The 14,304-nt window shown below is 58.5% G+C and carries 15 protein-coding genes; 7 read left to right on the top strand and 8 right to left on the bottom strand.

The window, feature by feature from the left end; all coding sequences use genetic code 11:
- Positions 1–3: 3 nt before the first annotated feature.
- A complete protein-coding gene (locus MME58_RS25970) occupies positions 4–387 on the bottom strand; it encodes a hypothetical protein (RefSeq protein ID WP_055006637.1) in 384 nt (127 codons plus the stop codon).
- Positions 388–527: 140 nt separating this feature from the next.
- On the opposite strand from MME58_RS25970, the gene zigA reads away from it, so the two are divergent.
- Both zigA and MME58_RS25960 read left to right on the top strand, forming a co-directional pair.
- A complete protein-coding gene (gene zigA / locus MME58_RS25965) occupies positions 528–1,739 on the top strand; it encodes a zinc metallochaperone GTPase ZigA (RefSeq protein ID WP_054984307.1) in 1,212 nt (403 codons plus the stop codon).
- Positions 1,739–2,389 carry a DUF1826 domain-containing protein gene (locus tag MME58_RS25960; protein ID WP_054984308.1) on the top strand — a complete coding sequence of 217 codons (651 nt, stop codon included), beginning with the start codon at positions 1,739–1,741 and terminating at the stop codon, positions 2,387–2,389. Before zigA ends, MME58_RS25960 begins: the two co-directional genes overlap by 1 nt.
- A 2-nt stretch (positions 2,390–2,391) precedes the next feature.
- Here MME58_RS25960 and MME58_RS25955 read toward each other — a convergent pair whose 3' ends face one another.
- The gene (locus tag MME58_RS25955) at positions 2,392–2,766 is read right to left on the bottom strand and encodes a hypothetical protein (protein ID WP_055006638.1); all 375 of its coding nucleotides are present in this window, start codon (positions 2,764–2,766) and stop codon (positions 2,392–2,394) included.
- A 52-nt stretch (positions 2,767–2,818) separates the two neighbouring features.
- On the opposite strand from MME58_RS25955, the gene MME58_RS25950 reads away from it, so the two are divergent.
- Positions 2,819–3,790 (top strand): CobW family GTP-binding protein, encoded by a 972-nt coding sequence (locus MME58_RS25950; protein ID WP_055006658.1) that lies wholly within the window; start codon positions 2,819–2,821, stop codon positions 3,788–3,790.
- 124 nt (positions 3,791–3,914) lie between these two features.
- Here the strand turns inward: MME58_RS25950 and MME58_RS25945 are convergent, their stop codons facing one another.
- Positions 3,915–4,307, bottom strand: a complete 393-nt coding sequence (locus MME58_RS25945) for a DUF3301 domain-containing protein (RefSeq protein WP_004659125.1) — start codon at positions 4,305–4,307, stop codon at positions 3,915–3,917.
- A 118-nt stretch (positions 4,308–4,425) separates the two neighbouring features.
- Between MME58_RS25945 and pdxY the strand changes: the two genes are divergently transcribed.
- A complete protein-coding gene (gene pdxY, locus MME58_RS25940) occupies positions 4,426–5,292 on the top strand; it encodes a pyridoxal kinase PdxY (protein ID WP_054984310.1) in 867 nt (288 codons plus the stop codon).
- Positions 5,293–5,330: 38 nt separating this feature from the next.
- On the opposite strand, the gene MME58_RS25935 is transcribed toward pdxY, so the two are convergent.
- Positions 5,331–5,816, bottom strand: a complete 486-nt coding sequence (locus MME58_RS25935; protein ID WP_002555921.1) for an acyl-CoA thioesterase — start codon at positions 5,814–5,816, stop codon at positions 5,331–5,333.
- A gap of 292 nt (positions 5,817–6,108) precedes the next feature.
- Here MME58_RS25935 and MME58_RS25930 point away from each other — a divergent pair, with 292 nt between their 5' ends.
- Complete coding sequence (locus MME58_RS25930; protein ID WP_055006639.1) at positions 6,109–7,872, top strand: cation:proton antiporter; 1,764 nt, start codon at positions 6,109–6,111, stop codon at positions 7,870–7,872.
- 37 nt (positions 7,873–7,909) lie between these two features.
- Here the strand turns inward: MME58_RS25930 and MME58_RS25925 are convergent, their stop codons facing one another.
- The 3 genes from MME58_RS25925 to uvrD form a co-directional block, all read right to left on the bottom strand.
- Positions 7,910–8,317, bottom strand: coding sequence for an SMI1/KNR4 family protein (locus MME58_RS25925; protein WP_004659120.1), 408 nt, complete (start codon positions 8,315–8,317; stop codon positions 7,910–7,912).
- 131 nt (positions 8,318–8,448) lie between these two features.
- The gene (locus MME58_RS25920) at positions 8,449–9,291 is read right to left on the bottom strand and encodes a Tim44 domain-containing protein (protein ID WP_054986498.1); all 843 of its coding nucleotides are present in this window, start codon (positions 9,289–9,291) and stop codon (positions 8,449–8,451) included.
- Positions 9,292–9,563: 272 nt separating this feature from the next.
- Positions 9,564–11,747 carry a DNA helicase II gene (gene uvrD, locus MME58_RS25915; protein WP_055006640.1) on the bottom strand — a complete coding sequence of 728 codons (2,184 nt, stop codon included), beginning with the start codon at positions 11,745–11,747 and terminating at the stop codon, positions 9,564–9,566.
- A 307-nt stretch (positions 11,748–12,054) separates the two neighbouring features.
- Between uvrD and hexR the strand changes: the two genes are divergently transcribed.
- Together hexR and MME58_RS25905 are read left to right on the top strand one after the other, a co-directional pair.
- Complete coding sequence (hexR, locus tag MME58_RS25910; RefSeq protein ID WP_054986500.1) at positions 12,055–12,921, top strand: transcriptional regulator HexR; 867 nt, start codon at positions 12,055–12,057, stop codon at positions 12,919–12,921.
- A gap of 144 nt (positions 12,922–13,065) precedes the next feature.
- On the top strand, positions 13,066–13,251 hold the full coding sequence (locus MME58_RS25905; protein WP_003316061.1) for a PA3496 family putative envelope integrity protein: 186 nt from the start codon (positions 13,066–13,068) through the stop codon (positions 13,249–13,251).
- Here MME58_RS25905 and MME58_RS25900 read toward each other — a convergent pair.
- Positions 13,205–14,155, bottom strand: a complete 951-nt coding sequence (locus MME58_RS25900; protein ID WP_054986501.1) for a LysR family transcriptional regulator — start codon at positions 14,153–14,155, stop codon at positions 13,205–13,207. The genes MME58_RS25905 and MME58_RS25900 overlap by 47 nt on opposite strands.
- Between the last annotated feature and the right edge of the window lie 149 nt (positions 14,156–14,304).

Raw genomic sequence — 14,304 nt, 5'->3', positions numbered from 1 at the left:
AAATCAGCGGCAGCCGTTCAGTCGGCTGCAGGTGAACTTGCTGCGTGTGCCGCTTGAGCTGGATACCCGCGTAATGGTCGTCCAGCCTACGCGCTGGACGGTGCCTATCCAGGTTTCGCCATTGGACGCCAGCCCGGTAAAAAACGTCAGTTGACCATAGCGACTGTTGGTTTGCGCCCAGCGACGCTTATCGAGCTTCTCGTAACCCTTTAGCCAGGTCGTTGATCCTGCAGTGGCCACGCTGTAGCTGTTGCCTGATGCGTCTTTGCAGGCAAGCACCGTTGCGCTACGGGTACAGGTGGCGAGATCGGCAGAAGGTCTGGGTGGTGACGCCATCAAATGCGTGCTGATGAGCAGCGCGATCAAGCCTGTTGAAACCCGTTTCATGAAGATCCCTTCACCAAAGCTGTAGCTATTCTGACTTGTTATACTATAACATCTCGATGTGATTAGCGTCGGCTGCCTGAGGGATTCGTTGCAGTCGACATGAACAAGGCCAAAGCCTTGCAGCTGCCTGGAGAATCCTGATGGCCAATCTTCTACCCGTTACCGTCCTGTCCGGTTTTCTTGGCGCCGGTAAAAGCACTTTACTCAATTACGTGCTGCGCAATCGTGAAAATCTGCGGGTTGCCGTGATCGTCAATGACATGAGTGAGATCAATATCGATGGCAGTGAAGTTCAGCGCGATGTCAGCCTGAATCGCGCCGAAGAAAAGCTGATCGAGATGAGCAATGGCTGCATCTGCTGCACCTTGCGTGAAGACTTGCTCGAAGAGGTCAGCCGCCTCGCGCAGGATGGCCGTTTTGACTACCTGTTGATTGAGTCCACCGGGATCTCCGAACCGTTGCCAGTGGCCGAGACCTTCACCTTCCGTGATGAGGCTGGCAAAAGCCTGATGGATCTCGCCCGCCTGGACACGATGGTCACCGTCGTAGATGGCGTGAACTTCATGCTTGATTACGAGGCGGCAGACGGTTTATCCACGCGTGGGGAAAGCCTGGGTGACGACGATGACCGTTCGATCACCGACCTGCTGATCGAGCAGATCGAATTTGCCGACGTCATTCTGCTCAGTAAGATTGACCTGATCAGTTCCAGCGAGCGCGAGGAGCTGATGGCCATTTTGAAACGCCTGAACCCCGAAGCTGAAATCGTGCCGATGGTGATGGGCCAGGTTCCACTGGCGAGGATTCTCAACACCGGACGCTTCGACTTTGAACGTGCTTCCCGGGCACCCGGCTGGCTCAAGGAAATGCGCGGCGAACATGTTCCGGAAACCGAAGAGTACGGCATCGCATCAACGGCCTATCGCGCTCGTCGCCCGTTTCACCCGGAGCGCTTTTTCAATTTCATCAATCGTCCGTGGACCAACGGCAAGTTGCTGCGCTCCAAGGGCTTCTTCTGGCTGGCCAACAAGTACAAGGATGCGGGCAGCTGGTCACAGGCGGGCGGCTTGATGCGCCATGGCTTTGCCGGACGCTGGTGGCGTTTCGTGACGCGCGACGGCTGGCCCGAGGACAGGGAAAGTGTCAGGTCCATCCTGGAGAACTGGTCAACCGAAACCGGCGACTGTCGCCAGGAACTGGTGTTCATCGGCCAGAACATCGACTTTGCCTTGCTGACGGCCGAGCTGGACAATTGTCTACTCACGGATGCCGAGCTGGCGGAGGGTGTAGAGCGCTGGCGCACGCTGGCCGATCCTTTCGGCAACTGGTACGAAGAAGAGGTGGCTGCCTGATGCTGGCCTATCGTCTGGAGCCGAGAGCTGCCGTTCGTCAGGCGCAGGGCAGCGCCCCTGAAGTATTGAGCGAGATTCTGCAGGATGGCGTCAACCTCGCGGTCTGGCAGCGTCAATTACCGGCGCACATAGAAGATTTCGGTGCCTTGCTGCTGTCGATGGGCGAGCCTCTTGCCGAGTCCATGACTCTGGAAGTGAAAGGGGGCGAAGTCGACCCTGACCTGAGTGCGCTGGCGCGAGGATATTCCGATCTGCAGGGTTATCAGGGCTTCATTGCCGATGTTTCCTGGCTGGTCAGTGCCTACGCCTGTCTGTTGGGCGCAGAGTGCGTTGGCTTGCGCCTGCGGGTACTCGACAAGGCCATGTGCCCGCGCTTTCATGTCGATCATGTGCCGGTGCGCCTTATCACCACATATGGCGGCGTTGGCAGCCAATGGCTGCACGAAGGGGTGATGGATCGCAAACACCTCGGTCAACTGGACGCCGAGCCCACCAGCGCTGCCGACATTCGGCAAATCAACAGCGGAGAAGTGGCACTGCTCAAGGGCGAACGCTGGCATGGCAATGAAGGCTTCGGTTTGATCCACCGCTCGCCGCAACTGCTGCGTAACAAGCGCAGGTTGATTCTGACCCTGGACTGGCTTGCCTGAATTTATTCAGGTGTTATCCATTGCCCCTTGCTCTGGCCTTCACAGAAAGGCGTGAGGTACAGCGCGTCGCCAGCGACGCCGTAGTAGTGAATGTGCTCGCGATACGGCAGATTGGCGACCTGCGCATTGCGGCAGACGCCGAAGGCGCCTGCCGGGCACTGTTGCGAGTAGGTTGTTTCGGTCTTTTGCCCGGCCAGCTGTGGCTTGCAGAAACTGTCGTGGAACAGGTTTGGCGGAATATTGATATTTTCCTGGCAGACTTTTACATCAAGCCTTTCGGCCTGGCTGTGAACCAGGCAGGCCTCGGCCCACGCCGTACCTGAACACACTACCAGCAGCATCAGTGCCATGCGGGCAGACAGCCACATCACTTGCATCGTTACCCTTCCTTGCTCTTCAATGACCCACGCATTCGTCAAAAGTGATCCCATGCTGCAAAACATACCGACGCATGTCATCGGTGGCCCTCTGGGTGCCGGCAAGACCAGTCTGATCAAGCGCCTGCTGGCGCAGAAACCCGCTCATGAACGCTGGGCCGTGTTGATCAATGAGTTCGGCCAGATTGGCCTGGATGCCGCGTTGCTGGCCACGGATGCCGATGGTATCGCACTTGGCGAAGTGGCTGGCGGCTGCCTGTGCTGCGTCAACGGCGTGCCTTTCCAGATCGGCCTGGGGCGTTTGTTGCGCAAAGCCCGGCCTGATCGTCTGCTGATCGAACCCTCGGGGCTCGGCCATCCTGCGCAACTGATGAAACAACTGCGCGAGGCACCCTGGCGCGGTGTACTGGATGTTCAGCCCGGCGTGATGGTGCTGGACGCAAAGGCAATGCTCGCCGGGCAGCCACTGCCGATCACTCAGCAGGAAGCGCTGGCCGGTGCAGGCCTGCTGGTCATGAACAAGTCCGAGCAACTGGATGAAGTCTCTCGCCAGACATTGACTGAGCAAATGACGCCGCATGCCTTGACCTGGACCCGCCATGGAGAATTGCCACTGGACCGCCTGCCTGGCTTCGGCAGTGTGTCGGCTGTGGATAACCAGGCTGTGGATAAACTGACGCTGCCCGGCGGCGTCGGCCAATTGCCGGCGCTATGGGCTGATCCAAAGGTGCCGATCTGTCTGAGTCAGGTCAGCAACGACGGCTGGAGCATCGGTTGGCGTTGGCATCCTTCGCAGCGCTTCGACCTGCAGCGCGTGTTGCACTGGCTGGAAGGCCTTGAGTGGCGACGAGCCAAGATGGTTATCCACAGCGAGGGCGGCTGGTATTCCGGCAACGTCGTGGATGGTGCTCCGCTGGCGTGGCAGATCAGCGAGTGGCGTCAGGATTCACGTCTGGAATTGATCTTTTCCGTGGCGCAGAATGTGGATGAGTTACAGGCGCAGATGGCGGAGTGTCTGGTGTGACGGGTGTTAGTGGCTTGCTGAGGGCAGGACGCGGAGCGTCCGGAACGGCATGCCAACGCGGAGCATTGGTACGATAGTCAGTCGGACATCAGCACTGAATCGCGGCAACGAGCACCGTGCGCGCTTACTGCTTCCACTTCTGATGAGATTGCCGCCACTCGCTCATTTGAATAATCTCGGCGCTAGGTGGTGGCGTTTTGATTTCAAACGGGTAGGGTGCCAGTTCGATTTGCGCAGTGTGCGCGCCAAACATGGTGATCGTGCCGGGATGACGTTGCTCGCCGGTTACCGTGAACTCGAAACCATAGACGCGTGCCAGACGCTTGCGGCCCTGAGCGTCCAGGGCAAAGGTCAGACGGCGCAGGGCAACCGCGTCGTCCAGCAGTTGCAGTTCAAGGCGTGCGCAATGCTGCTTGACCCGGGCCAGCGCTTTTTCTCGCAGACCATGGGCATGCCACCACCAGGCCGCAGCGCTCGCGAACAGCATCAGCACGAAAATGTTTCCCAGGGTCAGCATGACAGAGTGCTCCAGCGTAGGAGTCACCAGCTTAACTGTCCTGAGTGATTTACAGCCATACTGTGCAACTTATATTTCTCATAATTGCATTTGCATCGTGTTCAGGATTCCGCCCCCCATGAAACGTACGCCTCACTTGCTCGCTATCCAGTCCCATGTGGTGTTCGGCCACGCCGGCAACAGCGCAGCGGTGTTCCCGATGCAGCGTATCGGGGTCAATGTCTGGCCGCTCAATACCGTGCAGTTCTCCAACCACACGCAATACAAGCAGTGGACAGGCGAAGTGCTGGCCCCGCAGCAGATTCCGGCACTGATCGACGGGATTGCCGCCATCGGCGAGCTGGGCAACTGCGACGCCGTGCTTTCCGGGTATCTGGGCAGTGCGGCGCAGGGCAGGGCGATCCTGACCGGTGTGGCGCGCATCAAGACTGCCAACCCGAAGGCGCTGTACCTGTGCGACCCGGTGATGGGCCACCCTGAAAAAGGCTGCATTGTTGCGCCAGAAGTCAGCGACTTCCTGCTGGAAGAGGCAGCGGCCATGGCGGATTTCATGTGCCCCAACCAGCTGGAGCTGGACAGCTTCTCGGGCCGCAAGCCCGAATCACTCTCCGACTGCGTGGCGATGGCGCGGGCCTTGCTGGCACGTGGGCCCAAAGCGGTGGTCGTCAAACACCTCGATTACCCCGGCAAGGCTGCCGACGTGTTTGAAATGCTGCTGGTGACGGCGCAGGCAAGCTGGCACCTGCGTCGCCCGTTATTGGCTTTTCCGCGTCAGCCAGTCGGTGTGGGCGATCTGACGTCCGGGTTGTTTCTGTCACGAGTGCTATTGGGCGACGACCTGGTCGCAGCATTCGAGTTCGCCGCGGCAGCCGTCCACGAAGTGCTGCTGGAGACCCAGGCCTGCGGCAGCTATGAGCTGGAACTGGTGCGCGCCCAGGATCGTATCGCGCACCCGCGGGTGAAGTTCGACGCAGTGCGTCTTTAACCTGAACCGGCTCAGGCATTGGTGCCTGAGCCGGTTCATTACAGCGCTTCTTCCTTGATGTCCTGATAACGTTTTTCCAGTTCCTGACGAATCTGGCGGCGTTGCTGTGCCTGGATAAAACGACGTTTGCCTTCCGGGGTTTCCGGTTCAAGAGGCGGAACGCTGGCGGGTTTGCGGTTATCGTCCACGGCGACCATGGTGAAAAAGCAACTGTTGGAATGGCGTACCGAGCGTTCGCGGATGTTTTCGGTGACCACCTTGATGCCCACCTCCATGGAGGTATTGCCGGTGTAATTGACCGACGCAAGGAAGGTCACCAGTTCGCCAACATGCACCGGCTCGCGAAAAATTACCTGGTCCACCGACAGCGTCACCACATAGCGCCCGGCGTAGCGGCTGGCACACGCGTAGGCCACTTCGTCCAGATACTTGAGCAACGTACCGCCGTGGACATTGCCAGAGAAGTTGGCCATGTCCGGGGTCATCAATACAGTCATCGACAGCTGGGCGTTTCCGGGTTCCATAGCGTACTCACACGGTCAAGGTGTTCAAGGGACGCCTATGCTGGCGTTCAAGGGGCTTGCGACAGTTATCGGGACGCCGGCCAGCAGGCGGCCGTCACGCGTCATAACTATCTGTTTCCATATATTGCACCGGCTTTATGTCGAAGGGGGCGGTGTTAACCTGCAAAAACCCGTGGATCGGGAATTTTCCCACGCTTTCATCAGAATTTGATGGCGCGACTGCCAGCCGACGCCGTTTCAAGAACAGCGCCAGCAGTTCGAGGAGTCATCACCCACAAGGAGCCGTACCCCCATGCATGCCATCAATTTCATTCAGGACCTGGCAGTGATCATGCTGGTGGCTGGCGTGGTGACCATTCTCTTTCATCGTCTCAGGCAGCCGGTAGTGCTGGGCTATATCGTGGCCGGTTTCATCATCGGTCCGCATACGCCACCGGTCAGCCTGATTCACGACGAGGACACCATCAAGATCCTGGCCGAACTGGGGGTCATCTTCCTGATGTTCTGTCTCGGGCTGGAGTTCAGCCTGCGCAAGTTGTTCAAGGTCGGCGCAACGGCGTTCATCGCGGCCTTTCTGGAAATTGCCCTGATGATCTGGATTGGCTATGAGATCGGGCAGTTCTTCGGCTGGAAAACCATGGATTCGCTGTTCCTCGGCGCTATTCTGGCGATTTCTTCCACCACCATCATCGTCAAAGCGCTCAACGACCTGAAGATGAAGAACCAGCACTTCGCACAGCTTATTTTCGGTGTGCTGATCGTGGAAGACATTCTCGGCATCGGCATTATTGCGTTGTTGTCGGGCATCGCAGTCAGCGGTTCAGTCAGTTCGGGGGAAGTGTTTTCCACGGTCGGCAAACTGTCGCTGTTCATGATCGTGGCGTTGGTGGTCGGTATCCTGCTGGTGCCTCGATTGCTGTCCTACGTCGCCAGGTTCGAAAGCAATGAAATGTTGCTGATTACCGTGCTGGGCCTGTGTTTCGGTTTCTGTTTGCTGGTGGTCAAGCTGGAATACAGCATGGTGCTGGGGGCCTTCCTGATCGGCGCAATCATGGCCGAGTCGCGTGAACTGCTGAAGATCGAACGATTGATCGAGCCGGTTCGCGACATGTTCAGCGCTATCTTTTTCGTCGCCATCGGCTTGATGATCGACCCGAAAATCCTGCTCGAATATGCCTGGCCGATTGCTGTGATCACCGTGGCCGTGGTGCTGGGCAAGATGTTGTCCTGTGGCCTGGGGGCTTTTATCGCGGGCAATGATGGTCGTACTTCACTGCGCGTGGGGATGGGGCTGTCACAGATTGGCGAGTTTTCCTTCATCATCGCGGCACTGGGCATGACCCTGCAGGTGACCAGCGATTTTCTCTATCCAGTGGCTGTAGCGGTATCAGCCATTACGACCTTGCTGACACCGTACCTTATTCGCGGTGCCGATCCGTTGTCACACAAACTGGCGTCGATAATGCCCCGGCGAATTGCGCGGGTGTTCGGTATGTACGGCGAGTGGCTGCGCAGCATCCAGCCGCAAGGACAGAGCGCGGTGCTCGCCGGAATGATCCGGCGGATTCTTTTGCAGGTCGGCGTCAATCTGGCGCTGGTGATGGCCATTTTCTTCAGCGGGGCCTACTTCGCCGAGCATCTTGGCGGGTACATGGACGAGTGGGTGGTGGATGTCAGCCATCAGAAGGCCTGGATCTGCGGTGCGGCGCTGCTGCTGTCGCTGCCGTTTTTGATTGCCGCGTATCGCAAGCTCAAGGCGTTGTCGATGTTACTGGCGGAGATGGGCGTGAAACCCGAGATGGCGGGGCGCCATACCGTACGTGTCCGAAAGGTGGTGGCGGAGGTGATTCCGCTGTTGTCACTGGTGGTGATCTTCGTGATGCTGGCGGCGTTGTCTGCAAGCATTCTGCCGGCCAACGAACTGCTGCTGGTCATTGCCCTGATTGCCGCGCTGGTTGCGGCATTGCTCTGGCGCTGGTTGATCCGTGTACATACGCGGATGCAGATCGCGCTGCTGGAGACGCTGGGTAACAATCAGGAATCATCCGGGCACTGAGCCCGGAGATCCTCACGGCCTGCGGCACAAGGGCGTCTCAGCTTTCCAGCCAGACATCCCGGGCCCAGTGCCAGACCGACTCCCAGCTTTCTTCAGTGACCAGTTCTTCTTCGGCGGACCACAGCACTACCGTGCCGTCTTCTTCGACGCAGTAGTAATCGTCGCCGTCCTGGCAGATCGGAATCAGCTCGCGTGGCACGCCCAGATCCCAGGCCGTGGCAGCCACGTCCGGCAAATAGGTGTGCGACTGCGGATCGGTGACGGTGACGGGCTCAAGGCTGCCGTACACCACATCGCTGACTGTCAGGAGAAACTCTTTGAAGACGAATGGAATATTGATGAACAGTTGTTCTTCAATTTCGACCAGTTGGTCTTCGTCTGGCAGCTCAAGCGGAACCGGGACCGGTTCGTTCGCTTCACGCAGTTGTTCGATGACTTCTTCCACGACACAGATCCTCTCACTTGATGGCGCGGGTTATACAGTAGCGTAAAGCCTTTCTCAAAATAACTATCCGAACGGATAAACAAAAAACCCCGGACATGTCCGGGGTTCTGAACGCGAGAAAGGAATCTGGTTCAACCGTTCTGGCGAATTCCTGCTACCAGCCAAGGCTGGTTATCGCCTTGCGGACGTTCCATGTTCCAGCTTTCGCTGAACACTTCACCCTGGTCGAAACGCGATGTCTTGGACACGCCCGAGAAGGTCAGGGTGGCGATGGTCTTGTCGGCACGATCGTCCACGCCGTCCAGTTGAACCTGAAGGTTGTCGATGTAGGTCGACTGGAAGCCGTCGCCCAGGTCCGCGCGTTCCTTTTTCAGGAACTGCAGCATTTGCGGGGTGACGAACTCGGCAATCTTGTCCATCTCGTTGGCGTCCCAGTGCTGCTGCAGCGACTGGAAATGCCCGCGAGCCGCTTCCAGAAAACGCTCCTCATTGAACCAGGCCGGCGCATTGATCACCGGTGCCGCGGAGGCTGACGACGAACTGCCGAAGATCGGATTCTGCGCAGGCTGGCTGCTTTCACGCTGGTACGGTGCACCGGCAGCGGCCATTTTTGGCTGTTGCTGCTGACGACGGCGTGCAATGAAGCGGAAGATCAGAAAGGCGATGAGGCCCATGATCAGGATGTCGAACAGTTGCAGGCCGTTGAAGCCGTCACCCATGAACATCGACGCGAGCAGGCCACCGGCAGCGATACCGGCCAATGGGCCCAGCCAGCGCGACGCACCGCTTGCGGCAGGTGCAGGGCGACCGGCAGCGTTAGGCGCAGCCGCGGGGGTGGAAGGCGCGGTCTGGCGAGCCTGGTGCGTAGGCGCTGAGCCCATGCTCTTGCCGCCACCGAAGCGCGCGGCGTTCACATCCAGGCTCATGGTGAGCCCGATGCACAGCGCCATCGCGATGCTTAGAAAACGTTGCATAAGGGTATTCCCGTTTTGTGATTGCACGCGCGCCATGTTGCACAGCGTATGGCCTTATGACCAGCGCGTTAGTGTTTCGGACTTTTACATAAACAGCGTAGGACTTTTCTACGCGCTTCGTAGGGCTTGTGACTAATTGCACGCGGAAAGGTTATACACAAGTCCGCTTTTAATTCGGCCCCCGGCCACAATCAAGAGCGGACTTATGCATGAAGCTGGGCGCTGGGACGAGAGCAGTTGTGGTCCGAGCGCCGCTTCCCGACCTCGAAACCCTACAACGGTACCAGCTTCGCGTAGCCCATCATCAGCCACTTGCTGCCTTCGGAAAAGTTGACTTGCACCCGCGCTTGAGCGCCAGCGCCCTCGAAGTTGAGGATCACGCCTTCGCCAAATACGGCATGCTGGACGCGCTGGCCCATGGTGAACTCGGTTTCCGGAATACCGGTGCCGTTGAACAGGCTGCTGCTGTTGAACTTCGGGGTGCCGCCAAACGGACGGTTGACGCTGTTGGAAAGGCGGACTTCCTGGATCAGCGCGGGCGGGATCTCGCGGACGAAACGCGAGACCTTGTTGTAGGTTTCGCTCCCGTACAGGCGGCGCGTTTCTGCGTAGGTCATCACCAGCTGTTTCATGGCGCGAGTGATGCCGACATAGGCCAGTCGCCGCTCCTCTTCCAGCCGTCCCGGTTCCTCGAGACTCATCTTGTGCGGGAAAAGCCCTTCTTCCATGCCGACCAGGAAGACATGTGGAAACTCCAGACCCTTGGCGCTGTGCAGGGTCATCAGTTGAATGCTGTCTTCATGTTCCTGCGCCTGGGTGTCGCCAGCCTCCAGCGAGGCATGCCCCAGGAACGCGGCCAGCGGCGTCAGTTCCTCGTCGCTCTCGTGATTTTCGAAAGCACGTGCGGCGCTGACCAGTTCTTCAAGGTTTTCTACCCGAGCCTGGCCTTTCTCGCCTTTTTCCTGCTCGTGGTAGGTGATCAGCCCGGACTGCTCGATAACCGTCTGTGTCATCAGGTGCAGCGGCATCTCCATGACCTTGGCCGCAAGATTTTCGATCAGCTCGATAAACCCGCCCAAAGCCGTGGCGGCGCGGCCAGTGAGGCCCTTGTTGGCGACCAGCAGGCGCATGGCTTCCCACATGGATACGTCGGCATGGCGGGCATGTTCGCGAATCGCTTCAACGGTTTTTTCACCGATGCCGCGCGCCGGAACGTTGATCACCCGCTCCAGTGCTGCATCGTTGCCACGGCCTTCCAGCAGGCGCATGTAGGCCATGGCGTTCTTGATTTCGGCGCGTTCGAAGAAGCGCTGTCCGCCATAGATGCGGTATGGAATACGCTCGCGCAGCAGGGCCTCTTCCAGCACCCGGGACTGGGCGTTGGAGCGGTAAAGGATGGCGATATCGTTGCGCGAGATTCCGGTTTTCAGTGCGCTTTCGATGGTTTCGACCACATAGCGCGCTTCATCGTGTTCGTTGAACGCGGCATACAGGTTGATCAGTTCGCCATCGCCGACATCGGTCCACAATTCCTTGCCCAGGCGACCGCTGTTATTGACGATCAAACCGTTGGCAGCCTTGAGAATGCTCGCTGTGGAGCGGTAATTCTGCTCCAGACGGATGACTTCGGTGTCCGGGAAGTCGGAGGAGTACTGGTGAATGTTCTCGATCTTCGCGCCACGCCAGCCGTAAATGGACTGATCGTCGTCGCCGACCACCATCAGGCTGTCGCCACCCTGGGCGAGCAGGCGCAGCCATGCGTATTGCACGGCGTTGGTGTCCTGGAACTCGTCCACCAATATATGACGGAAGCGCCGCTGATAATGCGCCAGCAAACCTGGATTATCGCGCCACAAATCGAGTGCGCGCAGCAGCAGTTCGGAGAAGTCGATAACGCCAGCCCGTTGGCAGGCGACTTCGTAGGCTTCATAAACGCTTTTCATGGTGGTCAGGAACAGGTCGCCGCTGGCCTGAATATGTTTCGGGCGCAGGCCTTCGTCTTTCTGGCCATTGATGAACCACTGGGCCTGACGTGCAGGCCAGCGTTGCTCGTCCAGACCCAGCTCGCGCATTACGCGCTTCACCAGGCGTTGCTGGTCGTCGCTGTCGAGAATCTGGAAGGTCTGCACCAGTCCGGCTTCCTGCCAGTGCGCCCGCAGCAGACGATGGGCCAGGCCGTGGAAGGTGCCGACCCACATGCCAGCGGGGCTGATGCCCATGAGTTGCTCAATGCGGTGACGCATTTCGGCGGCAGCCTTGTTGGTGAACGTCACCGACAGGACCGAATGCGGGGAGGCTTGCTCGACCTGCATCAGCCATGCGATGCGATGCACCAGCACACGGGTTTTGCCGGAGCCAGCACCAGCCAGGACCAACTGACGACCCAGTGAGGCGGCTACGGCCTGACGTTGGGCATCGTTGAGGGAATTCAGAAGCAGAGAGAGATCATCGCGCATCCGCGCATTCTAGGGTGCTGCGTCATGCCGGGCAAACCATGCTTTGCGTCCGGCCATAAAAATGGTCGAGCGCTGACGACCGGTCGTCGCCTGCCACCGGGAGCGATTGCGTTCGGACTACCGTTACTTGCGAGCAGTCAGAGTCTGACAGGCGATTTGGCCTAATGTAGGATTATTCCCACAATTGCCGCCGATAACGCCCACACGGTACGTTCCAGCTTCGTTTAACTGGGCGGCTGGCAGGTCATGTAGTATAACTACAAGAAAGCTACAACCCAGCCCATCTTCCTTTTGCCGAGTCTGCCCCTTGAATCTGCTGCAACACATCGCCCAGTCACGTAATTTGCTGCGCAAATCGGAGCTCAAGGTAGCCGACCATGTGCTGCTTGACCCTGCGGCCGTGATGCACAGTTCCATGGCGGATCTGGCGCACAGTGTCGGTATCAGCGAGCCGACCATCGTGCGTTTCTGCCGCGCCATTGGCTGCAGCGGGTTTCAGGACCTCAAGCTCAAGCTGGCGCAAAGCCTCGCGGCGGGCGCAAGTTTCGGTCAGTTTGCGATTCACGAAGATGACTCGGTCGCCGACTACAGTCTGAAGATTTTCGACACCACGCTGCACACGCTCATGGAAGTGCGCGAAAACCTCGATCCCCATGCGTTGCAACTGGCAGTCACGGCAATGGCCGGGGCAAACCGGGTCGAGTTCTACGGGTTTGGCGCGTCCGGCGCAGTGGCGGCCGACGCACAGCATAAATTCTTTCGCTTGCTGCTGACCGCTGCGGCATATTCCGATCCGCACATGCAGGCGATGTCAGCCGTCACGCTCAAGCCGACCGATGTGGCGGTGTGCATTTCCCAGTCGGGCCGTTCGAAGGATTTGCTGATCACCGCCAATCTGGTCCGTGAGAGCGGCGCGACGCTGATTACCCTGTGTCCGAGTCAGACGCCGCTGGCTGAGCTGTCTTCGGTCAATCTGGCTATCGACGTGCACGAAGATACCGAAATCTACACGCCGCTGACGTCCCGCATCGCACACCTGGTCGTGATTGACGTGCTGGCGATGGGGGTCGCGATGGCTCGCGGCCCTGGTCTGGTCAACCATCTCAAGAGTGTCAAACGCAGCCTGCGCGGCTTGCGTCTGTCGCCGAAATCGATCAAGCCTCACGAAGACTGAGCCATCGTTGGCAACCCATAATTCATCGATTTGTCATGTGTCCGCCGCCTGACTGTCACCCCAGGGCTTCATGCTGGTGCTCCCACAAAACGTATTGGGAGACAGGATATGGCTCGGCACTACGATGATTTACCTACCAGCACCGTGAAAACCCGCCGCCAGCAGGAAGACCAGCGTCGCATGGAGTTTCGTCGGGCTATCGAAAGCTACAGTGAAGCGCGTCAGCTCAATCAGGAGTTGTGTGACTACATGGACGGCATGGACAACGCCGTATGGCAGACCATCAAGTTGCCCGCGGTCGACCGTCGAAACGCTCGACAAGCTGGCTGATCTGCGCACGTTCGGTGCGGATGAACGCAAGAAAGGCATGTGCCACCGGTGAGAGCCGTTTGTCTCTGGCCTGAGCCACGCACCAGCTTCGATACAGCGGCAGCTCCGCCACGGGCAGCTCCACGAGAGCGCCGGTGGCGAGTTCCTGACAGACCGCATGCCGCGTCAGCATCGCCAGGCCCAGCCCGGCGACCACACATTCACGCTGCGCCTCGCTGGAGGAAACCTCCAGTGTCTGAGTGAAGTGCACGCGCTTCTCTTTGAAGTACTCCTCGCAGGCCCTCCGTGTGCCCGAACCGGCTTCGCGGGTAAGCAGTGGCCATGGCTCAAGGTCTTTCAGGTTCAGTGCCGTATGGCTGCTCAGCGGGTGATCGGGCGGTGCCACGGCGACAATCGGGTTATTGAGGAACGGCAAAAACTCCAGGCCCATATCCAGTGGCACTGCCGACATCACTACAAGATCATCACGGTTATCCGACAATCGCCTGATGATCTGTGCACGATTGACTACCATCAGGCTCAGGCTGACCTCTGGATGCTGGCGTTTGAAAGCGGCGAACAGGTGAGGGACGAAATACTTGCAGCTTGACTCGATTGCCAGTTTCAACTGGCCTTGCAATGAGCCCTGCATGTCCGAAAGCTGCATGTCCAGACTTTCCAAGCGCCCGAAAATATCCCGGCTGGCCAGTTGCAGTGCTTGAGCCGCCTCGGTCAGGTAGAGTTTTTTACCGACGTATTCGAACAGGGGCTGGCCGATCAGCTCTTCAAGCTGGCGGATCTGCAGGCTGACAGCGGGCTGTGTCAGCGACATCTCTTCAGCCGCCCGGCTGTATGAGCGTAGATCACACACTTCGTTGAAAATGCGCAGCTGGCGCAATGTCATGCGCATCAATGACTTACGCATCTTTAGATATTTCCGGATGACGGGCAAGGCTCAACTATAAGCTTTTACTTATGCACTCCCCAACTTTTACTCATTTTTGTTAATCCTTGATTCGGCATAGGGTGTCCCTGCGACATTCAGTCACATGCCCTGTTACACAAACGGGTCGA

Source organism: Pseudomonas syringae pv. tagetis (assembly GCF_022557255.1).
In the GTDB taxonomy this organism is placed as follows: domain Bacteria; phylum Pseudomonadota; class Gammaproteobacteria; order Pseudomonadales; family Pseudomonadaceae; genus Aquipseudomonas; species Aquipseudomonas caricapapayae.
This window is presented reverse-complemented; position numbering and strand designations above follow the sequence as displayed.